The sequence below is a fragment of the Paramagnetospirillum caucaseum genome, from assembly GCF_000342045.1.
GTDB classification, from domain to species: Bacteria; Pseudomonadota; Alphaproteobacteria; order Rhodospirillales; family Magnetospirillaceae; genus Phaeospirillum; species Phaeospirillum caucaseum.
In genome coordinates this window covers 1-20,819 of sequence record NZ_AONQ01000036.1, presented here as the reverse complement: position 1 = coordinate 20,819, position 20,819 = coordinate 1, and the positions used below count along the sequence as shown (strand labels likewise).

Annotated in this window: 15 protein-coding genes and 1 tRNA gene; 11 read left to right on the top strand and 5 right to left on the bottom strand. The window is 68.5% G+C overall.

Going from position 1 to position 20,819, the window contains the following annotated elements; all coding sequences use genetic code 11:
- Window positions 1-2: 2 nt before the first annotated feature.
- Genes H261_RS13625 through H261_RS13595 form a run of 7 tightly spaced genes read left to right on the top strand, consistent with a single transcriptional unit; the run spans window position 3 to window position 10,363 of the window.
- Window positions 3-1,478, top strand: coding sequence for a CheR family methyltransferase (locus H261_RS13625; protein WP_008618514.1), 1,476 nt, complete (start codon window positions 3-5; stop codon window positions 1,476-1,478).
- Window positions 1,478-2,080: a chemotaxis protein CheW gene (locus H261_RS13620; protein ID WP_008618511.1), complete on the top strand. Its 603-nt coding sequence runs from the start codon at window positions 1,478-1,480 to the stop codon at window positions 2,078-2,080. The genes H261_RS13625 and H261_RS13620 overlap by 1 nt, the downstream gene beginning before the upstream one ends.
- Complete coding sequence (locus tag H261_RS13615; RefSeq protein ID WP_040476489.1) at window positions 2,077-3,714, top strand: methyl-accepting chemotaxis protein; 1,638 nt, start codon at window positions 2,077-2,079, stop codon at window positions 3,712-3,714. Before H261_RS13620 ends, H261_RS13615 begins: the two co-directional genes overlap by 4 nt.
- Window positions 3,711-5,999 carry a hybrid sensor histidine kinase/response regulator gene (locus H261_RS13610; RefSeq protein ID WP_008618506.1) on the top strand — a complete coding sequence of 763 codons (2,289 nt, stop codon included), beginning with the start codon at window positions 3,711-3,713 and terminating at the stop codon, window positions 5,997-5,999. The genes H261_RS13615 and H261_RS13610 overlap by 4 nt, the downstream gene beginning before the upstream one ends.
- Entirely contained in the window at window positions 5,996-7,054 is a 1,059-nt protein-coding gene (locus tag H261_RS13605) for a chemotaxis protein CheB (protein ID WP_008618504.1), read from the top strand. The genes H261_RS13610 and H261_RS13605 overlap by 4 nt, the downstream gene beginning before the upstream one ends.
- Window positions 7,051-8,751, top strand: a complete 1,701-nt coding sequence (locus H261_RS13600; protein WP_008618502.1) for a response regulator — start codon at window positions 7,051-7,053, stop codon at window positions 8,749-8,751. Before H261_RS13605 ends, H261_RS13600 begins: the two co-directional genes overlap by 4 nt.
- Before the next feature lie 4 nt (window positions 8,752-8,755).
- Window positions 8,756-10,363 (top strand): hybrid sensor histidine kinase/response regulator, encoded by a 1,608-nt coding sequence (locus H261_RS13595; RefSeq protein WP_040476487.1) that lies wholly within the window; start codon window positions 8,756-8,758, stop codon window positions 10,361-10,363.
- Window positions 10,364-10,414: 51 nt separating this feature from the next.
- Here the strand turns inward: H261_RS13595 and H261_RS13590 are convergent, their stop codons facing one another.
- Window positions 10,415-11,692 (bottom strand): ammonium transporter, encoded by a 1,278-nt coding sequence (locus H261_RS13590; protein ID WP_008618498.1) that lies wholly within the window; start codon window positions 11,690-11,692, stop codon window positions 10,415-10,417.
- Between the two features lie 347 nt (window positions 11,693-12,039).
- Window positions 12,040-12,116, bottom strand: a tRNA-Asp gene (locus H261_RS13585).
- A 122-nt stretch (window positions 12,117-12,238) separates the two neighbouring features.
- Between H261_RS13585 and H261_RS23930 the strand changes: the two genes are divergently transcribed.
- Both H261_RS23930 and H261_RS13580 read left to right on the top strand, forming a co-directional pair.
- A complete protein-coding gene (locus H261_RS23930) occupies window positions 12,239-12,415 on the top strand; it encodes a DUF4169 family protein (RefSeq protein ID WP_008618496.1) in 177 nt (58 codons plus the stop codon).
- A gap of 151 nt (window positions 12,416-12,566) precedes the next feature.
- On the top strand, window positions 12,567-14,987 hold the full coding sequence (locus tag H261_RS13580) for a sensor domain-containing protein (protein WP_081608947.1): 2,421 nt from the start codon (window positions 12,567-12,569) through the stop codon (window positions 14,985-14,987).
- A 64-nt stretch (window positions 14,988-15,051) separates the two neighbouring features.
- Here the strand turns inward: H261_RS13580 and H261_RS13575 are convergent, their stop codons facing one another.
- Window positions 15,052-16,587, bottom strand: a complete 1,536-nt coding sequence (locus tag H261_RS13575; protein WP_008618492.1) for a CYTH and CHAD domain-containing protein — start codon at window positions 16,585-16,587, stop codon at window positions 15,052-15,054.
- A 181-nt stretch (window positions 16,588-16,768) separates the two neighbouring features.
- On the opposite strand from H261_RS13575, the gene H261_RS13570 reads away from it, so the two are divergent.
- Complete coding sequence (locus H261_RS13570) at window positions 16,769-18,133, top strand: SPOR domain-containing protein (protein WP_152426870.1); 1,365 nt, start codon at window positions 16,769-16,771, stop codon at window positions 18,131-18,133.
- 88 nt (window positions 18,134-18,221) lie between these two features.
- Window positions 18,222-19,046: a universal stress protein gene (locus H261_RS13565; protein ID WP_008618486.1), complete on the top strand. Its 825-nt coding sequence runs from the start codon at window positions 18,222-18,224 to the stop codon at window positions 19,044-19,046.
- Here H261_RS13565 and H261_RS13560 read toward each other — a convergent pair.
- Together H261_RS13560 and H261_RS13555 are read right to left on the bottom strand one after the other, a co-directional pair.
- Window positions 19,036-19,869: an ABC transporter permease gene (locus tag H261_RS13560; RefSeq protein ID WP_008618483.1), complete on the bottom strand. Its 834-nt coding sequence runs from the start codon at window positions 19,867-19,869 to the stop codon at window positions 19,036-19,038. The two genes, H261_RS13565 and H261_RS13560, sit on opposite strands and share 11 nt — an antisense overlap.
- Window positions 19,866-20,819 (bottom strand): ABC transporter permease (locus H261_RS13555; protein WP_008618482.1); only part of this gene is annotated, 954 nt, incomplete at its 5' end. The genes H261_RS13560 and H261_RS13555, both read right to left, overlap by 4 nt.

The following is a 20,819-nucleotide window of genomic DNA, read 5'->3' as shown; positions in this document are numbered from 1 at the left end:
TCGTGAGTCTGTTCACCGCCAATCCGTCCCCGGCCGTCGCCGCCATCCTGGATGACCTTGCCTTTCCTCGTCTCAAGGCCCTGGTCATCGACACCACCGGCATGGCGTTCTACCGCGACAAGGACGGCGATCTGGCCCGCATCCTGGCCGAGCGCATGGCGGAGATCGGGTGCGGCGATTGCGCCGCCTATCTCGGCCTGCTGCAATCCCAGGGGCAGGGCAAGGCGGAGATGGATGCGCTGATCGCCGAACTGACCATCGGCGAGACCTATTTCTTCCGGCACAAGGAGCAGTTCGACGCGTTGCGCGACCTGATCCTGCCCGAGGTGATCGAGCGCAACCGCCCGGTCCGCCGCCTGCGCATCTGGAGCGCCGGCTGCGCCACCGGCCCCGAGCCCTATTCGGTCGCCATCATGCTGGAGCGCGAGTTCGGCGACCGCATTGCCGGCTGGCACGTCACCGTGCTGGGCACCGACATCAACCAGAAATTCCTGACCCGGGCGCGGGAAGGGCGCTACGACGAATGGGCGTTCCGGACCATGCCCGACAGCTTGCGCGCCGCCTGTTTCGAGCGGGCCGGCAGCCAGTGGCAGATCCGCCCGGAATTCAAGCGCAACGTCAGCTTCCAGTACCACAACCTGATCAAGAGCCCGTTTCCCTCGCTGGCCGACAACATCGCCGGCTTCGACATCATCATCTGCCGCAACGTCATCATCTATTTCAGCCAGGCCACAGTGGAATCCCTGGTGCCCTGCTTCCACGAAAGCCTGAACGACGGCGGCTGGCTGATCATGGGGCATGCAGAGCCCAATCAGCGGCTGTTCAGCCGCTTCCGCACGGTCAATACCCCCGGCGCCGTCCTCTACCAGCGGGTGGACCGGCCGGACGAGGCGGTCGTGGAGAAGGCGCCGCCATCACCGCCGCCATCATCCCTGCCTCCTCCCCTTCCCAAGCCGGCTCCGCTGCCGGCGGGCCGGGGCGAGCCGTCCAAGGCCGCGCCGCTGCGCCGGGTCCGCCCGCCGGTTCCGTCCCGTCCGCCGCCGGCCCCGGCCGTGCCGGCGGCGGGTCCGTCCGAGGGGGGCGACCGCCTGAAGGTGGCCCGCGATCTGGCGGACAGCGGTCAGTGGGAGAAGGCCGCCGCCGCCTGCGACGCCATCATCGCCGCCGTTCCCCTCGACGCCTGGGCCCATTTCTACCGCGCCATGGTCCACGAGCAACTGGGCGAGGACGAGCCCTGTGAAAAGGCCTTGCGCCGCGCCATTTATCTCGACCGGCGACTGGTTCTGCCCCATTATCACCTGGGGTTGTTCCTGGCGCGGAAAGACGATGCCGCCGGGGCCGTGCGTTCGTTCCGCAACGCGCAGGCCCTGCTGGCCGGCCTTGCCGACGAGCAGCCGGTCAATCCCGGCGAGAAGATCACCGTGGGACAGATGCGTGAGGCGGTGGCGATGCATCTCAAACTGGTCGGAGGGGCCTGATGTCCCGGCAGGCCGCGACGATCCTCGACCGTCTCCACGCCCTGGGCGAACAGCCCGCCGGGTGGAGCGAGGCGGAATTCGCCGAGGAACTGCTGAAGGTCCGGGCCCGGCGCCTGGCCGCTCCGCGCGGGCTGGCCGATCGCGTCGCCGCCGGCTTCGACGTCCTGGGGGCCCGCATTGCCAACGAGCGCTACGCCCTGTCGCTCGACAGCCTGTCCGAGGTGATGGTGCTGGCCCGCTGGACCCCGGTCCCCGGCCAGCCGCAATACCTGTTGGGCGTCACCAATCTGCGGGGCGAGATCCGTCCGGTGCTCGACCTGCATTCCCTGCTGGGGCTGACCCCGCCCGCCCCAGAGGCGCGGACCTGGGTGATCTTCCTCAAGGCCGGCGGCGCCGAGGTGGGGGTTCGGGTCGATGCCCTGGACCGGGTGGTCCGCCTCGACCCCGCCGGGCTGACCCGCCCGCACGAGGCCGGCAACGGCCTGCCGCAGCGTTTCATCTCCGGCATCGCCCCCGATGCCCTGATTCTTCTCGATACCGCACAGCTTCTGGCCCTGGACGCGCTGAAGGATACGCGCGTCGAGGACCCGGATGAGTCATGAAGGAAGTCCCGATGGTCAAGACCGCGCACCGCTCCTGGTGGAAAAATCTGAAGCTTCGCCGCAAGTTCTCGACGGTGTCCCTGGGCTTCACCCTGGTCCTGGCCGGGTTGATCGCCTTCAACGTCATGGTGCTGCGCAGCCAGAGCCAGAACTCGGTGGTCACCGACATGGCCGGGCGTCAGCGCATGCTGTCGCAGAAATTCGCCAAGGAGGTGCTGTTGCTGGGCAACGGCGTGGCGGTGGACCATCAGGCCACCCTGCGGCTGATGCGCGATTCCCTGGCGGCCCTCATGGAGGGCGGCGAGGTGGTGATCAACCTGGACACCGGAGCCCGGGCCGATCTGCCGCCGGCCCCCTCCCAGGAAATCCGGGCCAAGCTGGCCGAGCAGGCGACGCTGCTGCGCCAGTACGACGCCTCGGCCACCGGCCTGCTGGCGCTGGGCGCCGGCGACGTCCGCCGGGCGGAGAAGCTGAAGGAAATGCTGGTGCTGCAGGCCCAGCTGAGCGACACCGCCGAGGCGGCGGTCAAGATGCTCAGCTTCCACGCCGACAGCTCCATCCGGGCGATGATCGGGCTGGAAATCATCGTCGGCCTGATCTGCGCCCTGTCGGGGCTGGTGGTCAGCAGCCTGATCGGCCGCCAGATCGCCGACCCGCTGGCCGCCTGCGCCGAGGCAGCCCGCAAGATCGCCGAGGGCGACCTGCGCATCGAGCCGCTGGAGATCAGTTCCTCGGACGAGATCGGCATGCTGCAGGAAGCCTTCGACGAGATGCTGAAGAGTCAGCGCGACATCGCGCTGCAGACCCGTTCGGCCTGCGACGCGCTCACCGCGGCCGCCGCCGCCATCCTGTCCTCGGCCCAGGAACAGGCCGCCGGCACCAAGCAGCAGGCCGCCGCCGTGCAGGAGATCACCACCACCGTCGAGGAAATCAGCCTGTCGGGCAAGCAGGTGGCCGAGCGCTCGCGCCAGGTGGCCGGCACCGCCGAGGCGGTGGCCACTTCGGGCAATGCCGGCCTGCACGCGGTACGCGACGCCTCCCAGGGCATGGAAGCCATCCGCGAGCAGACCGAGACGGTGGCCGAGAATATCATCACCCTGTCCGAGCGCACCCAGGCGGTGGGCGAGATCATCGCCACGGTCAACGAGATTGCCGAGCAGTCCAATCTGGTGGCGCTCAACGCCGCCATCGAGGCGGCCGACGCCCGCGAGCAGGGGCGCCGTTTCTCGGTGGTGGCCGGCGAGATCAAGAACCTCGCCGATCAGGCCAAGGAGGCCACCGCCCAGGTGCGCGGCATCCTGGAGCAGACCCAGAAGGGCATCAACACCTCGGTGATGCTGACCGAGGAGGCCCTGAAGCGCGTCGAGCTGGGCCGCGAGAAGTCCACCATGTCCGAACACGTCATCCGCCAGATGGCCGACAACATCCAGGAGAGCGTCCACGCCTTCCAGCAGATCGTCGGCGCCACCAACCAGCAGCAGATCGGGCTGGAGCAGGTGACCCAGGCACTGCATGAAATCCGCCAGGCCAGCCAGCAGACGGCGCAGACCACCGCCCAGCTCGAGAAGGCCTCCCTCGACCTGAGCCAGCTGGGCCAGAAGCTGTCGCGCACCTTGGAGAAATACCGGCTTTGATCAGTATCCGCGAAAGGCTGCTGCAAGCCTTTCAGATCGAATACCGGGAACATGTTGACGCCATCCGCCTGCTGCTCGACGACCTCGGGCACAAGGCGGAAGGCAGCGGGCTTGCGCAGCTGGACGAAATCTTCCGCCGCGCCCACTCGCTGAAGGGGGCGTCGCGGGCGGTGGATCTGCCGGCCATCGAGGAAATCTCCCACCGCATGGAGACCCTGTTCGCCAAGGTCCGCTCCGGCCAGTCGCGGCTCGACCGCGACATGGCGGTAGGATTGGGCCATGTGCTCGACGTCATCGAGGATTGGGTGGCGGCCAATCTGGCCAACGAGCCGCTGCCCGACACCGCCGCCACCGTCGCCGCCCTCGAGGCGATGATCGACGGGCAGGCGGTGGAGATCCATCCGCTGGCCGCCCCGCCGCCGCCGCCGGTTCTGGCGCCTGCTCCGCCCCCCGCCCCGTCCATCGCCATCGTCGAGCCCGCGGAAGAGGACGACGACGAAACCGCCGCCGACCGCTCCGCCGCCGCCCCGGTGCGCCCCGAGGAAACGGTGCGGGTCCGGGCCCTTCACCTCGACCGCCTGCTGCGCTCGTCCAACGAATTACTGACCGAGACCATGAACCAGCGGCAGGTGACCCAGTCGCTGCTCGGTCTCGATCGCACCCTGGCCGATTTCGACCGCTCGTGGCGGCGCGCCCGCAAGAACGCCGCCGCCGCGCTGCGCGACCTGGGCGATTACGACCGGGCCATCGCGCTCGAGCGCCAGTACGAGGCCCTGGAGCAGACCCTGACCGGCATCAGCCGCGAGCTGCGCGCCGTGCGGCGCCGGCAGCAGCGCACCGGCTGGGCGCTGCGCCAGTTGGGCAACGACCTGCAGCAGGAGGTCCGCCAGGTCCGCATGGTGCCGGCCGATTCCATTTTCGGCGGATTCCGCAAGATGGTGCGCGATCTGGCCCGCGCCGCCGGCAAGCAGGTGGTGGTGAAGGTCTCCGGCCTGGACGTCGAGGCCGACCGCATGGTGCTGCAGGGACTGAAGGACCCGGTGATGCACCTGCTGCGCAACGCGCTGTCCCACGGGGTCGAGCCGCCCGACGAGCGCAAGGCGGAGGGCAAGTCGGCGGCGGCCCATGTGGGGCTGTCCTTCGACGTCTCCGAGGGCCGTCTGGTGGTGCTGATCGACGACGACGGCCGCGGCGTCAATTTCGAGGCCATCCGCCGCAAGGCGGTGGAGCGCAACATGTTCTCCGAGGCCGAATCCTTCCAGGTGGACCGCCAGTCGCTGATCGACGTGATCTTCGATCCCGGCTTCTCCACCGCAAGGGTGGTGGACGACCTGTCGGGGCGCGGCATGGGCCTGTCGGTGGTGCGGGAAGCCATGGCCATGATGAACGGCACGGTGGAGGTCCAGGACCGCCAGCCGGCGGGGACCCGCTTCCGCCTGTCGCTGCCGCTCACCGTCTCGACCCAGCGCCTCTTCATGGTGGAATGCCAGGGCCATGTCTATGCCCTGCCGACCGAGGGCGTCGACCGCCTCTACCGTGTGCGGGCCGAGGACGTGGGCACCGTCGAGGGCAAGTCGGTGGTGTTCCTGGGCGACCGGCAGATTCCGCTGCTGTCCCTGGCCCATCTGCTGGCGCTGGGCGAAAGTTCGGTCAAGGTGACGCGCAACGTGGTGCCGCTGGTGGTGCTGAAGAACGGCGAACGCCGGGTGGCGGTGGCCATCGACGGCTTCCTGTCCATCCGCGAGGGCCTGGTCAAGGATATCGGCGTGCCGGGGGCGCGCGGCACCATGGTGGCGGGCGGCGTACTGCTGGAGGACGGCGACATCGCCCTGGTCCTCAATCCCTTCGAGATCGTCGAGACCTTCCGGAAGTCGGGCAGCATCCGGGTGCTGACCACGGTGGAGAAGCCGGCCGAGACCCGGGTGCCGGTGATCCTGGTGGTGGACGATTCGCTAACCACCCGCACCCTGGAAAAAAGCATCCTCGAGGCCCACGGCTATCAGGTCCGCCTGGCCCATGACGGGCTGGAGGGGTTGGGGCGCCTGCGGGCCGAGCAGATCGATCTGATCATCTCGGACATCCAGATGCCGCGCCTCGACGGCTTCGGCCTGCTGCAGGCGGTGAAGTCCGACCCGGCGCTGAAATCCATCCCCCTGATCCTGGTCAGCTCGCTGGAGGCGCGGGAAGACAAGGAGCGCGGGCTGGAGCTGGGCGCCGACGCCTATGTGGTCAAGCGCAAGTTCGACCAGAAGGAACTCCTCGAAACTATAGGGCAGTTCCTATGAGAAAGAAGATCAAGGTTCTCATCGTCGAGGATTCCCTGGTGGTCCGGGAACTGCTGAAGCACATCATCGGCTCGGACGAGCGGTTCGATGTGCTGGCGGCGGTGGCCAGCGCCGAGGAATGCCTGGAGCAGCTCGACACGCTGCGGCCCGACGTCATCTCGCTCGATATCCGCCTGCCGGGCATGAACGGCCTGGACGCCACGCTGAAGATCATGGCGCGCCGCCCCACCCCCATCGTGGTGGTCGCCGCCCAGGTGGACGACGTCGAACTCAACATCGCCATGAATGCGCTCCGCGCCGGGGCGCTGTCGGTGGTGGAAAAGCCGGTGGGCGTCACCAATGCCGGCTACGAGACCATGGCCGCCAAGATCTGTACCCAGCTGGCGATCATGAGCCAGGTCCAGGTGGTGCGCCAGGGGATCAGCCGGGGCCTGTCCTTCGGCAGCGACGAGACGCCGGCCCTGCCGCCCCGCAGCGGGCCGGTGAGCTATTCCATGGCGGGCATCGTCGCCTCGACCGGCGGGCCGCAGGCCCTGGTGCAACTGCTGGGCGGCCTGGGGGCCGACTTCCCCCTGCCCATCCTGCTGGTCCAGCATATCACGGCGAGCTTCCTCGAGGGCTTCGTGACCTGGCTGTCGGGGGCGACTCCCTTCGAGGTGCGTATCGCCGAGGATGACGAGAAGCCGGTGCCGGGACGGGTCTACGTCGCCCCCGCCGACCGGCATCTGGGGCTGGTCAGCGGCCATCTGGCCATTCTCGACTCGCCCGCCGTGTGCAGCCAAAAGCCGTCGGGCACCGTGCTGTTCGCCGCCATGGCCCGCGAGCTGGGCCAGCATGGCATCGGCGTGGTGCTGACCGGCATGGGCTCCGACGGGGCCGACGGCCTGCGGCAGATGGCCGACAAGGGGGCCTACACCATCGTCGAGGATGCCTCCACCTGCGTGGTCAACGGCATGCCCGCCGCCGCCGCCAAGCTGGGCGGCGCGCGCGAGACCCTGCCGCTGCCGGCCATCGCCGCCAGATTGCGTGAACTTGCCCTGGGAGGGACGCGTTGACCGACGACCATCTCATCCTCATCGTCGAGGATTCGGTGACCCAGGCCCTCAAGCTCCAGCTGGTGATGGAGCAGGAGGGCTTCCAGACCGTCTGCGCCCATTCCGGCGAGGCCGCCCTGGAAGAGATCAACCGCCGCCGCCCCAGCCTGATCATCGTCGATTACCACCTGCCGGGCATCCAGGGTGACGAGCTGTGCCGGCAGATCCATATGGACATCACCACGCGGAGCATTCCGCTGATGATGCTGACCGCCGACGAGACCTCGGCGGCCGAGCTGCACGGCCTGGAAAGCGGCGCCGACGATTTCGTCGCCAAGTCCGAGGACCCGGAAATCCTGCTGCTGCGCGTCCACAACCTGCTGCGCAAGGCGCGGCGCCAGGCGGTCAACGTCGAGGTCGGGCGCTCGCTGTTCCGCCGGGCCCGGGTGCTGATCATCGACGACAGTGCCACCTACCGCGAAAGCCTGGCTCAGGAGCTGACCGACGAAGGCTGCGACGTCACCCAGGTGACCAGCGGCACCGAGGGGCTGCGCCTGCTGTCCGAGAGCGATTTCGACTGCGTCATGGTCGACATGGTGATGCCCGGCATGGACGGCATCGCCGTATGCAAGGAACTCTCCAAGCTGCGCTCCGATAGCGACGCGCCGCTGGTGGTCCTCATGCTGTCGGCCTACGAGCACAAGGAGAACGTCGCCCGCGCCCTGGAGGCCGGGGCCGACGACTTCGTCGGCAAGTCCACCGAGATGAGCCTGCTGCGCGCCCGCCTGCGCGCCCTGCTGCGCCGCAAGTTCCTGCTGGAGCAGAACCAGCGCATCGTCGAGGAAATCCGCCTGCGCGAGATGGAGACGTTGCGCGCCAAGGCGGAGAAGGAGGCGGCCGAGGCCCGCGCCGCCCTGGCCGAGGGACTGGCCAAGGCCAATGCCGAGTTGGAGGAGGCCAACACCAAGCTGCGCGAGACCCAGGTGCATCTGATCCAGTCGGAAAAGATGGCGTCGCTGGGCCAACTGGTGGCCGGCATCGCCCACGAGATCAACAACCCGCTGTCCTTCGCGCTGTCCAACGTCTTTTCCATCGAGAACTGGCTGGCCGCCGTGATGGCCGAGGCGGCGCCCTGTCTGGCCGAGGACCATGTGGCCAAGCTGGACAAGGCCAGGAAGCGTATCGCCGACACCGGCCAGGGGCTGGAGCGGGTGCGCGAGCTGGTGGTCAAGCTGCGCACCTTCTCGCGCCTCGACGAGGGCGAGTTCAAGACCGTCGACATCCGGGAGGCGGTGGAATCTGTCCTCCTGTTCCTGCGCCACAAGATGAGCGACCGCATCGAGGTCCGCCGCAACTACACCGCCGACAGCATGCTGGCCTGCTATGCCGGCCAGCTGAACCAGGTGATCATGAACGTGGTCGCCAACGCCGTCGACGCCATCGACGGCAAGGGCGCCATCACGGTGCGCACCTATCGCCACGACGGCATGTTCGTCATCGCCGTGGCCGATACCGGCAGCGGCATCCCGCCGGAAATCCAGGAACGCATCTTCGATCCCTTCTTCACCACCAAGCCGGTGGGGCAGGGGACCGGCCTGGGGCTTTCCATCTCCTACGGCATCATCAAGAGCCATGATGGCCGCATCGAGGTGTCGAGCCATCCGGGCGAGGGAACCGAAATCCGCATCCTGATCCCCGTCAACCTCGAAGGGGCCTGAGCCCATGAGCACGTCCCGGACCGGCCCGAAGGAACATGTGCTGGTCGTCGATGACGAACCGCAGATCCTGACGGCCATTACCGATTTGCTGGAAGACGAGTTTCAGGTGTGGACCGCCCATGACGGTCCCTCGGCGCTGGAGATCCTCAGGGATCACGAGGTGGCGGTGATCCTTTCGGACCAGCGCATGCCGGGCATGAGCGGCGCCGAGTTCCTGGGCCAGGCCCGCGTGCTGTCCGACGCCACCCGCGTGCTGGTCACCGGCTATTCCGACCTGGACGCCCTGGTCAGCGCCGTCAATCTCGGCCAGATCCACGCCTACCTGTCCAAGCCGTGGAATCCGCTGGAACTGAAGGTGGTGGTGCGCACCGCCGCCGACCGCTGGCGCCTCGACCGCACCCTGCAGCAGGAACGCACCCTGTTGCTCGCTTTGATGAACAACATTCCCGACGCCATCTTCATCAAGGACCTGCAGCTCAAGTTCTCGCGCGTCAACCAGCCCCAGGCCCGGCTGATCGGACTGGCCGAGACCAGCGACCTGGTCGGCCAGCGCCTGTCGGAACTGCTGGAATCCGAGCAGGCGGCGGCCGTCGAGGCGGAAGAGCGCGCCATCATCGAGCAGGGAGCCTCGCAACTGGACAAGGTGGAGGCGGTGGCCGATGCCGCCGGCAACGCCCAGTGGTACTCGGTCACCAAGGTTCCCATCCGCCAGAACGGCGAGGTGGTGGGGCTGGCCGGCATCGCCCGCGACGTCACCGCCCGCAAGCAGGCCGAGGACTACCTGCGCCGCGCCCACGACGAATTGCAGCAGGCGGTGGAGGAGCGGACCCTCTGGCTGCAGAAGGAGATCGGCCGCCGCGCCAAGGCCGAGGAGCAGGCCCAGGCGGCGCGCGAGGCCGCCGAGGCCGCGTCCCGGGCCAAGACCATCTTTCTGGCCAACATGAGCCACGAGCTGCGCACGCCCTTGAACGCCATCATCGGCTTTTCCGAGCTGGCCCATTCCATCATGGGCGAGGCCGACATGGAGCGTTACGGCGGCTTCCTCGACAACATCTCGGAATCCGCCCACCATCTGCTCAGGGTGATCAGCGACATCCTGGACGTATCGCGCGTCGAGGTGGGCAAGGTGGTCCTGCGCGAAAGCGAGGTCGACGTGGCCGAGGCGGTGCGGGCCGCCATGCGTCTGGTCAGCCACGTGGTCTCCAGCAAGCGCCAGTCCCTGAGCTTCACGCCCCAGGACGGCCTGCCCCGGATTCGCGCCGATGAGCGGCTGATGAAGCAAATCGTGCTGAACCTGCTGTCCAACGCCGCCAAGTTCACCCCCGAATCCGGCAATATCCGGGTCGAGGCCGGCATGGTGGACGGCTGCGTCACCGTGGCGGTGGAGGATGACGGCGTCGGCATCGCCGCCGAGGACATCCCCATGGTGCTGCAGCCCTTCGGCCAGGCGGAGAACGCCATCAGCCCCAAGCACGAAGGCACCGGCCTCGGCCTGCCGCTGGCCAAGGGGTTCATGGAACTGCACGGCGGCAATCTCAGCCTGGAAAGTAAGGTGGGCGAGGGAACCCGCGTGGTGCTGACCTTCCCCGCCTCCTCGGTGGTGGCGCAATAGGAAAAGGGCCGCTCCGTGGGGAGCGGCCCTCGACGTTTCATACCATCGGGATCAGCCCGCCCGGCGCTTGTTGGCCGAATGCGCCGACATGGCCAGCCCGTCGTCGTGGACGGTGGTGGCGTCCTCGGGATAGGCGCCGATCTGGTGGATGGAGAGGTCCGCGCCGGCGAATTCCTCCTCGTCCGACAGGCGGATGCCGAAGGCCGCCTTGAGACCGCCATAGACGGCCAGTCCGCCGGCCAGGCCGAAGGCGGCGCCGGTCACCGTGCCGGCGATCTGCGCCCCCAGGCTGATTCCGCCCAGGCCGCCCAGGGCCTCCTGGCCGAACACGCCGCAGGCGATGCCGCCCATGAAGCCGCACATGCCGTGCAGCGCCCAGACGCCCAGCACGTCGTCGATCCTCCACTTGATCTGGCACAGGTTGAACAGCCAGACGAACATGCCCCCCGCGATGCCGCCGGTGGCCAGGGCGCCGATGGGATGCATGACGTCGGAACCGGCGCACACCGCCACCAGGCCGGCCAGGGCGCCGTTATGGACGAAGCCGGGGTCGTTGCGGCCCACCAGCAGGCTGGTGACGATGCCGCCGACCATGGCCATCAGCGAGTTCATGGCCACCAGGCCGGAAATGTCGGCGATCAGCTGGGCGCTCATGACATTGAAGCCGAACCAGCCCACCGACAGGATCCAGGCGCCCAGCGCCAGGAAAGGGATGTTCGACGGCGGGAAGGCCACCAGACGGCCGTCCTTGCGGTAGCGGCCCAGGCGGATGCCCAGCATCAGCACGGCGGCCAGCCCGATCCAGCCGCCCACCGCATGCACCACCACCGAACCGGCGAAGTCGTGGAAGGCCACGCCGAACCAGCCCTTCATCAGGTCCTGGAAGCCGAAGCGGGTACCCCACACCATACCCTCGAACAGGGGATAGACCAGCCCGACCAGCAGGGCGGTGGCCATCAGCTGGGTGTTGAACTTGGCGCGTTCGGCGATGCCGCCCGACACGATGGCCGGAATGGCCGCCGCGAAGGTGGCCAGGAAGAAGAACTTGACCAGATCGTAGCCCGACGCCGCGAAGGCGTTGCCGGTCTTGCCGACCAGCACGTCGGCCCCCACCAGGAAGCTGGTGCCGTAGGCCACCGAGTAGCCCACGAAGAAATAGACGATGGTCGAGACCGCGAAGTCTGAGAGAATCTTGACCAGGGCGTTGACCTGATTCTTTTTCCTGACCGTGCCGACCTCCAGGAAAGCGAAGCCGGAATGCATGGCCAGAACCATGATCGCCCCCAAGAGGATGAACAATACATCGGCGCCTGTTTTCGTGGTCTCCATTTGCTTCCTCTGCCCAAAATGCTGCCGCCGCCGCGGGATGGCGGCGCGGCTTCAAGATGCATGCCAGATGGGTGGTTGGAGAAGAGTCGTTTAATAACAGTAACTTACTGTCGGCGCGTTTTGCGGGCAGCTGGGTGGTGTGTGCAAAATAGGCAGGCATCTCGGGCATGAGCCTAAAATCACGGCATGTTTCGGCGGGGCAGTCGCCCGGATGGCGACGATGGCCTTATTTATGGGCATAAATTTTTTGTTGATTAATATTTGTGCGATGATTGGGCCGGGGTTGAAACGCAAAACGCCGGCCCCTGGGGGCCGGCGTTTGCGATGCCATTCCTCGAAGAGAGGAATGGCGCGAGTGACGGGGCTCGAACCCGCGACCTCCGGCGTGACAGGCCGGCGCTCTGACCAACTGAGCTACACCCGCGCGAGGGCCGGTGATATAGCAGTCGAATCCGGGGTGCGCAAGCCTCTTTCTTCGTGGGATGCGAATCGACAGCGTGACGGCCGGCTCCTACAGTGGGTCGAGGTCTTTCGTGGGAGGTGGCCATGGCGGAAATCGTCAATCTCAACAAGGCGCGGAAGGCGCGCGCCAAGGCCGAGGCCGAGGAGACGGCCAGGAGCAACCGCGTGCGCTTCGGCCGCAACCGCCAGGAAAAGGAGGCGGCGCGCCGCGAAGCCGAGCAGCAGTCCCGGGACCTGGACGGCAAGAAGCTGGACGAGTGATGCTTCCGGGGTAACTTGCCGTTTGAAAGGTGTTCAAAAGCTACATCTTATATTGTAGAGTAACCATGAGGATGTTGCTGGTTTTTCTCCAATAAATAGAGTTTGCGGCAACCAGTGCGCGGTTCAACGCGCCGGGCCACCGGGAGGCAGAATGGGACAGGCACCAGAAACCGCCGGGGAGCGGATTCCGGCGGAGTTGCACGCCGCGCTGCTCAATGATCTGCCGGATGTGCTCTACAGCATCGATGCGCAGGGACGCATCGCCTGGATCTCCCCCAACGCGGCCGCTGTCTTCGGCTATTCGGTGGCCGAGCTGATCGGCACCGACGCGGCGCGTCTTTATATACGGCCCGACGAACGTCTCGAGGTGGTGGAGCGCATCCGCCATGCGCGCGGCCGCGCGGCGCGGGCCGAGATCGAGATGCGCCGCAAGGACGGCGCCGCCATCTGGGTCGCCATCTATGCCTGCGCCCACTATAACTCGGATGGCCGTTTCGCCGGCATCAACGGCGCCATCCGCGACATCACCGAGGTATGGCAGACCCGCAAGACCCTCCAGGACAGCGAGGACCGCTTCCGCCGCCTGTCGGACGTGGCGACCGAGGCCATCTGCATCCATTTCCAGGGCAAGATCATCGACATGAACAAGGCGTTCGAGACCTTGTTCGCCTACCCGCGCGAGGAATTGCTCACCATGTGGGCGTGGGACGTCATCGACCCGCGCGACATCCCCCTGGCCAAGAGCATGGTGGCCCAGCAATACGAGGCGCCCTACGAGGTGCGCGGTGTCCGCAAGGACGGCTCGGTCTTTCCCATGGAGATCTATTCCAAGCACAGCTGGATGGGGGCGAACTCGGTCCGCGTCACCTCCATCCGCGACCTGACCCAGAGCAAGAAGGCGGAGGCCAGCGTGCGCCTGCTCTCCCAGGCGGTGGAGCAGAGCCCGGTGGCGGTGGCGGTGGTGGGCTGCGACGGGGTGGTTCAGTACGTCAATTCCGCCCATGCCGGCATCACCGGCCATCCTTCCGCCGAGGTGGTGGGGCGAAACCTGGCCCTGCTGTATCCCGGCAAGGCCAAGGCGGCGCTGGAGGAGTTCTGGCAGGCCCTGCTCGCCCAGGGGGAGTGGCGGGGCGAGGTTCAGGTCAAACGCCAGGACGGGGCGCGGCAATGGCAGCAGGTCTACGGTTCCAAGGTGGCCACCCCGGGCGAGGATACCACCCACTACCTGCTGCAGATCGAGGACATCTCCATCCGCAAGGACCAGGAGCGCAAGCTGCAGCATCAGGCGCTGTTCGACGGCCTGACCGACCTGCCCAACCGGGTGCAGGCCCTGGACCGGCTCGGCCAGCAGATCGACCAGGCCCGCGACCGGGGGCGCAAGGTGGCCCTGCTGTTCGTTGATCTGGACGAGTTCAAGGCCATCAACGATTCCCTGGGGCATGAATACGGCGACGAATTGCTGGTGCTGGCCTCGGAACGGCTGCGGCAGGCCGCCGGCTCGGCGGGGGTCGTGGCCCGCTTCGGCGGCGACGAGTTCCTGGTGATCATGGGCGACATGGAGGATGCGGACGCGGCGCGCACCGTGGCTTCCGGCATCGTCGAAAGCTTCGCCCAGCCCTTCACCATCAGCCGCCGCGAGCTGATCGCCACCGCCAGCATCGGATTGGCCATCTATCCCGAGGACGGCCGCACCCAGCAGACCCTGCTGCGCAACGCCGACATCGCCATGTACCAGGCCAAGCTGGCCGGGCGGAACCGCTTCTGCTTCTTCACCAGCCGCATGAACGAGGAGGCCGAGGCCCGGCTGCGCATGGAGGGCGAACTGCGCCGCGCCGTGGGCACCGACCAGTTCCATCTGGCCTACCAGCCCCTGGTCGAGGTCAGCACCGGCCGCGCCATGGGGGTGGAGGTGCTGCTGCGCTGGAGCAATCCCGAGCTGGGCCACGTGCCCCCCGACCGCTTCATCCCCCAGGCGGAGACCAGCGGGGTGATCGTTCCCATCGGGCGGATGGTGCTCCATACCGCCTGCCGCGACGCCCGCCGGTGGGTGGAGGCCGGGCATACCGATCTCCGGCTGTGCATCAACGTCTCGCCGCGCCAGTTCCAGGATGCCGGCTTCCTCGACGACGTGCGCGCCGCCCTCGGCAATTCGGGCCTGCCGCCGGGCAATCTGGAGCTGGAAATCACCGAAGGGCTGCTGCTGACCGAGCGTGGCGACGTGGACGTCCTGCTGCGCACCTTGACCGACATGGGCATCTTGCTGTCCATCGACGATTTCGGCACCGGTTATTCGTCGCTCAGCTACCTCGAGCGCTTTCCCTTCGACACCCTGAAGATCGACCGCTCGTTCATGATCGGTATGCTGGAGCGCCAGGAGCGCAAGGTGCTGGTGGAAACCATCGTCGCCATGGCCTCCGGCCTGGGCCTCAAGGTCATCGCCGAAGGGGTGGAGACCGCCGAGCAATTGGCCCATCTGGCCGCCATCAACTGCGATATCGCCCAGGGCTACCTGTTCAGCCGCCCGGTACCCGCCGCCGAGATTCCGCCGTTGCTGGGCCGGGTGTTCCGCTAGATCACCGTACGCCAAATGGCGCACGTCGCCTTAGGCGGGCTTGCGGGCGGGACGCCCGCATCCCCTATTCCCCTTTCCATGGCACCGGCAGGGACCGCCAGCGCTTCCATGCCTTGTCCGCCTCGGCCAGCAGGGCGGCGCGGCGGCTCTGGTGCCAGCCGGAGACCAGCCCGGCGGCCCTGGACGAGCCCGCCTCGGCGCCGCGCCCCGACAGCTTCGGTCCGGCCACCGCGATGTCGTTGAGCTGGCCCAGCACGTCCTGCAGCTCCGACAATTCCGCCAGAAAGACCTTGGTGGTTTTGCGCGGCGCCAACGAGGCGAAGAACTCGCCGGCGTAACGCACCTGCTTGCAGCGGATGCGCACCGCGTGGCGATGCTCGGGCGACAGCCGCGACAGGGTCTCGCCACCCTCCTTCAGCAGGCGGCGCACCGCCTTGTCCACCCGGCGGGTGGCGAAGGCGGCCACCGGCTCGGCCAGTCGCCGGCGCGGCGGCTGACCGGGCGGGCCCAGCCAGTCGCCAGTCTCCACCCAGCGCCCCAGGCCGAGGATCATGGCGGCGTAGCGCCGCGAGCGCACGGCGGCGATGGCGGCGGCCAGCTTGGCCTCGCGGTCCCTGCGCCAATGGGTGCGCAGCGCCAGCAGGCCGGCATCGCCGGGATGGGCGGCCAGCACCGGCTCGACGATCTCGGACAGGAACACCTCGGCGTCGCGGGCCGGCCCCAGATGGGCCAGCAGCCAGCGCAGGTCGTCCTTGACCCGGTTCAGGTCCGGGCCGGCGGTGATCCCCTTGAACACCTTGATGGCCGAACGCAGGCGGCGCATGGCCACCCGCATCTGGTGGACCGCCTCGCCCGCCTCGGTGGCCAGCAGGCAGCGTTCGTTGAGCATCAGGTGCTCGAGGCAGGAATGGGCGATGGCGCGGAAGGTCTCGGCCACCGTCATGGCCGGAGTGAGGACCGGCGCCTTGGCCTTCACCGCGGGAGAATCCTTGCCTGCCGCCAGCCGGTAGCCCCGCTCGGACTTGGACAGGCAGAGCGGGCGGGCCGCCGCCTCGTCCAGGATGCGGGCGGCCAGCTGGAACAGGTGGGCGGGGGTGCCGCTGACCAGCTCGAGCTCCACCTCGCAGATGTCCTCCCGCCGGTCGCCGGCGAGTACCGCGCCGCGATCCAGCGCCACCTCCACCTCCCAGCCATCGCCGCCCAGGCGCAGTACGGTGCGCTCCACCTCGGTGGCGAAGACCGGGGACAGGGACGCGGCCGGATTTTCCTCGGCGAAGGCGGCCAGCCCGGTCAGGCGCAATTGCCCGGCATCCAGGTCGGGGGAGGAAAGCGGTGTCTCCCACTCGTCGCGGTCGAACAGTCCCGAGACGGTGGTGCCGGCGGTCTTCACCGTCTGGACGAGGCCCGAGCCGGTGCGCCGGACCCGGACGGCGATGCCCTGGGCCGCCAGGGCGAAATCCGGCGTGTCGTAATAGATGGAGGACAGGCGTTTAGAGACCGGCTCGGCCAGTCTTCCGGCGGTCAGGCAGGGACGTGCGGCGATACGGCCCATTTCCTCGGGCGCCAGCGCCAGCTTCAACTCGATTTCCCGGCCGTCCATAACGTCCCCCGGTCGATCCGCCAACTATACCAGCCGCCGCGTTCTCAGCCATTAGCAAAGTGTGAAGGTTCATTGACGCATTATGCCGGGAAGGCTGAAAAGGTCTTGTCCCGTCCGTCCCGATGTGAGAGTCCGGAAGGGGCGGATGATCGTGCCATCTTGGGGGACGAGGTCTATGAGGATGAACGGGTTGCTGAGGGGCGTCCTGGCCGTGTCGCTGGCGGCAGCGCTGGCGGGATGCGGCGTGCTCAACGATCCGCGCGGCTTCACCGACGCCGTGATGAAGTCCCCCCTGCTCGAGGACGATTCCAGCGAACGGGCCATGACCGCCCTGACCCGGGGCGAGTACAGCACCGCCGAGCGGCTGGCCATCGGGGCGCTGCGGCGTAACCCCAAGGACCCCTATGCCCTCTACACCGCCGGCATGGTCTATCAGGCCACCGGCCGCTACGATCTGGCGCGCCAGTATTACGAGGTGATCATCGCCAACCGGCCGCAGGTCACCCTCACCACTCCGTCCCAGGGCGGGCCGCAGGTGCGCTCGCTGGTCGACGTGGCCCAGGCCAACCTGCTGGTGGTGGACAAGATGCTGGGCCGTCCCGTCGCCGGTTCGGCGCTGCGCTCGGGGCGCGGCCCCGACGCCACGCCGCAGCAATACGAGCCCATGACGCCGCAGGGGGCCTCGCGCGGCATGGTCGCCGCCGAACCGCTGGGCGAGCCGGGCCAGGGCTCGCCCGCCTCCATGATGGCGACCCGCGGCGCCACCCAGGCGGAAACCAACGTCGCCACCCGTTTCCGCGCCCTGCGCCGCCTGCTGGACGAAGGGCTGGTCACCCCCGACGAACATTCCCGGCGCCGCAACACCAATCTCGGCGCCCTGCTGCCCTATTCCTCCAAGCTGCCGCCGGCCCAGGGGCTGGAACGCCCCGGCCCGACCGAGGAGCAGGTAGTGGACCGCCTGCGGGCCCTGGGCGTGGCGCTGGAAAGCCGCGCCCTGTCGCCGGCCGAACACGGTGCCGAACGTCTGGCCATCCTCGACGCCCTGCTGCCGGCCGAGCCGCGCAAGGTCGACCTGCCGGTGCTGCCGCCCAGGGACGTCATGGAGGCGGCCTCCGCCGTCGGCCGGGTCGAGCGCCTGCGCGCCGCCAACCTGGTCTCGGCCGACGAGGCCAAGCGCGAAAAGGCCGCCGTCGAAAAGGTCCTCGACACCCAGCTGGCCAAGCAGCCGGTTTCCGGCACCGCCACCGGCCTGCGCCAGGGAACCGCCAACGGCGCCGCCGCCAAGGCTTCGGGCGGCGGAACCCCCGGCGCCGGCCTCGGCAGCGCCAAGACCGAGGCCGAGGCCCGCGATACCTGGGCCAGGATCAAGGCCAAGTTCCCCGAGGAACTGGGCGGTATCGAGGCGACCTTCCCCAGGATCGAGCAGGGCGAGCGGGGAACCCGCTGGCGCATCGTCGCCGGCCCCATGAAGAGCCGCGCCGACGCCACCAAGCTGTGCAAGGTGCTGAAGCTGCACCGCCAGTCCTGCGAGGCGACCAGCTATTAGCTCGGGGCTGTATTTCCCGGAGTGATTTGGCTGTCGCCCCCGGTTGGGGCTAGAATACCCTCTGGCCCAAGCTTCCGGGGGATGCGCCATGACGTACAAGGATATCCTGGTCCATGTGGATGACGACCCGCGCGCCCGGGTGCGTCTCGACCTCGCCGCCGGCCTCGCCGCCCGCTTCCAGGCCCACCTGATCGCACTCAACGTGCGCGATCAGGTGCCGCTGCCGTCTCATCTCACCGCCCAGTTCGGCGGCGACCTCGACCAGATCCGCGCCGCCGGCGACGCCGAGGCGGCCCGGCGGGTCAAGACCCTGGCCGATGGCTTCGATGCCGGGCCGGGCGTGACGCGGGAATGGCGCGACGTCAGCGGCCCCATCGCCGAGGTGGTGGCGCTGCATGCCCGCTATGCCGACCTGGCGGTGATCGGCCAGGCCGAGCCGGATTCCGACTCCCGCCGTCTGGCCGACGAGCTGATCCTGGCGGTGGGCCGTCCGGTGCTGGTGGTGCCGTTCGCCGGCCGCTTCCCCACCCCGGGACGCCGGGTGATGGTCGCCTGGAACGGCGGGCGCGAGGCCACCCGCGCCGTGCACGACGCCATGCCGCTGCTGGTGGGCGCCCAGACCGTCCACGTCATCGCCATCAATCCCGGCCACGGCATGGCCGGCCACGGCGACATTCCCGGCGCCGACATCTGCCTGCACCTGTCGCGCCATGGCGTCAACGCGGTGTGCGAGCATGTGGCCTCGGACGATCTCAACGTCGGCGAGATGCTGCTGTCGCGCGCCGCCGACGAGGATGTGGACCTGATGGTCATGGGCGGCTACGGCCGTTCCCGCCTGCGCGAGATGGTGCTGGGCGGGGCGACCCGGCACATGCTGGAGTCCATGACCGTGCCGGTGCTGTTCAGCCACTGAGGCGTTTCGGGTCAAGCGCCCGCTGCAGCCCGTCGCCCAGCAGGTTGAAGCCCAGCACGGTGGCGAAGATGGCCGCGCCGGGCCAGAAGGCCAGTAGGGGCGCGCTCCACACCACGTCCATGGCCCCGGTCAGCATGTTGCCCCACGATGCCAGCGGCGGGCGGATGCCCAGGCCGAGGAACGACAGGGCGCTTTCGATGAGGATGATGTTGCCCACCGACAGCGTGGTGGCCACCACGATGGGCGAGGCGACGTTGGGCAGGATGTGGCGGAGCATGATCCGCCCGGGGCTGGCGCCCAGGGCCTCGGCGGCCCGAACGTAATCGCGCGAGCGCACCGACAGGGCGGCGGCGCGCACCAGCCGCGCTACCCCGGTCCAGGCGACGCAGGCGATGATCAAGGCGGGGCGCAGCACGGCGAAGGCCTCGGACCCGGTCATGCCGGGGGGCATCCCCAGCTTGGCCGGATCGGCGGCGGCCAGCACGATCAGCAGCGGCAGCAGCGGCAGGGCCATCACGCCGTCGGTGAGGCGCATCAGCAGGGCGTCGGCCCTGCCGCCGTGATAGCCGGCCAGCAGGCCGATCAGGGTGCCGATCAGCGCCGCCATCAGGGCGGTGATGGCCGCCACGCTGAGCGAGACCAGCCCGCCCTGGGCCAGCCGCGCCCCGATGTCGCGGCCCAGGTCGTCGGTACCCAGCGGATGCTCCAGGGACGGCGGATCGAAGCGGATGGCGAGGTCCATGGAATCGGGGGCGGGAAGCAGCCAGGGGGCGGCCAGCACGGCGGCGAGCAGCAGGGCGAGGATGATGGCGCCGCTTCTCATGGCCGGCCGATCCGCGGATCGAGGCGCTGATAGGCGATGTCGGCCAGGATCGAGCCGGCCAGGGTCATGGCAGTGGCCAGCAGCAGCCCCGACAAGGCGAGATTGAAGTCGTTGCCCATCACCGCCTCGTAGATCAGGCGGCCCATGCCCGGCCAGGCGAACACCGTCTCGGTGATCAGCGCGCCCGAGAACAATCCGCCGAATTCCAGCGCCACGATGGTGGTGATGGGCAGCAGGGCGTTGCGCAGCTGGTGGCCCAGCACTACGCGGGCCGGGCCGCAGCCCTTGGCCCGCGCCGTGCGGATGTAGTCGGAACCGGCCTCGTTGATCATGGCGGCCCGCATGTGCCGCGCCGCCTGGCCGATGCCGGCCAGGGCCAGGGCGGAGACCGGCAACGCCATGTGGCGCAGGCGGTCGGCCAGGCCGCCGCCGCCGCCCACCGTCTCGACGCCGCCGGCCGGCAGCCAGCCCAGCGACACGGCGAACACCACGATCAGCATCAGGCCCAGCCAGAACACCGGCACCGACACCGAGGCGAAGGCCAGCAGGTTGACCAGCCGGTCGAGCGGGCTGCCGGGCCGGAGCGAGGCGGCGATGCCCAGGGGAATGGCGATGGACAGCGACAGCGTCATGGCCGACAGCATCAGCACGGCGCTGTTGAGCAGGGCGGGGGCCATGGCCTCGGCCACCGGCCGGGCGTAGAGGCGGGAATAACCCAGTTCGCCCCGGGCGAACTGCCCCAGCCAGCGCAGCCAGCGCTCCACCCACGGCTGGTCGAGGCCGTACAGCGCCTTGAGCCGCGCCGCGTCCTCGGGCGTCAGGCGGGGATCGCCGGCGATCATCAGGTCGATGGGATCGCCGGGCATCAGGCCCATCAGGCCGTAGACCACGAAGGACATGACCAGCAGCACCAGCAGCGAATGGAGCAGGCGGGTGGTCAAGGAAAGGGC

Coding starts and splice junctions, on each gene's coding strand:
- H261_RS13620 (WP_008618511.1), top strand. CDS start 1,478: ATGTCCCGGCAGGCCGCGACGATCCTCGACCGTCTCCACGCCCTGGGC.
- H261_RS23930 (WP_008618496.1), top strand. CDS start 12,239: ATGGCGGAAATCGTCAATCTCAACAAGGCGCGGAAGGCGCGCGCCAAG.
- H261_RS13595 (WP_040476487.1), top strand. CDS start 8,756: ATGAGCACGTCCCGGACCGGCCCGAAGGAACATGTGCTGGTCGTCGAT.
- H261_RS13580 (WP_081608947.1), top strand. CDS start 12,567: ATGGGACAGGCACCAGAAACCGCCGGGGAGCGGATTCCGGCGGAGTTG.
- H261_RS13605 (WP_008618504.1), top strand. CDS start 5,996: ATGAGAAAGAAGATCAAGGTTCTCATCGTCGAGGATTCCCTGGTGGTC.
- H261_RS13565 (WP_008618486.1), top strand. CDS start 18,222: ATGACGTACAAGGATATCCTGGTCCATGTGGATGACGACCCGCGCGCC.
- H261_RS13570 (WP_152426870.1), top strand. CDS start 16,769: ATGAACGGGTTGCTGAGGGGCGTCCTGGCCGTGTCGCTGGCGGCAGCG.
- H261_RS13575 (WP_008618492.1), bottom strand. CDS start 16,587: ATGGACGGCCGGGAAATCGAGTTGAAGCTGGCGCTGGCGCCCGAGGAA.
- H261_RS13590 (WP_008618498.1), bottom strand. CDS start 11,692: ATGGAGACCACGAAAACAGGCGCCGATGTATTGTTCATCCTCTTGGGG.
- H261_RS13615 (WP_040476489.1), top strand. CDS start 2,077: ATGAAGGAAGTCCCGATGGTCAAGACCGCGCACCGCTCCTGGTGGAAA.
- H261_RS13560 (WP_008618483.1), bottom strand. CDS start 19,869: ATGAGAAGCGGCGCCATCATCCTCGCCCTGCTGCTCGCCGCCGTGCTG.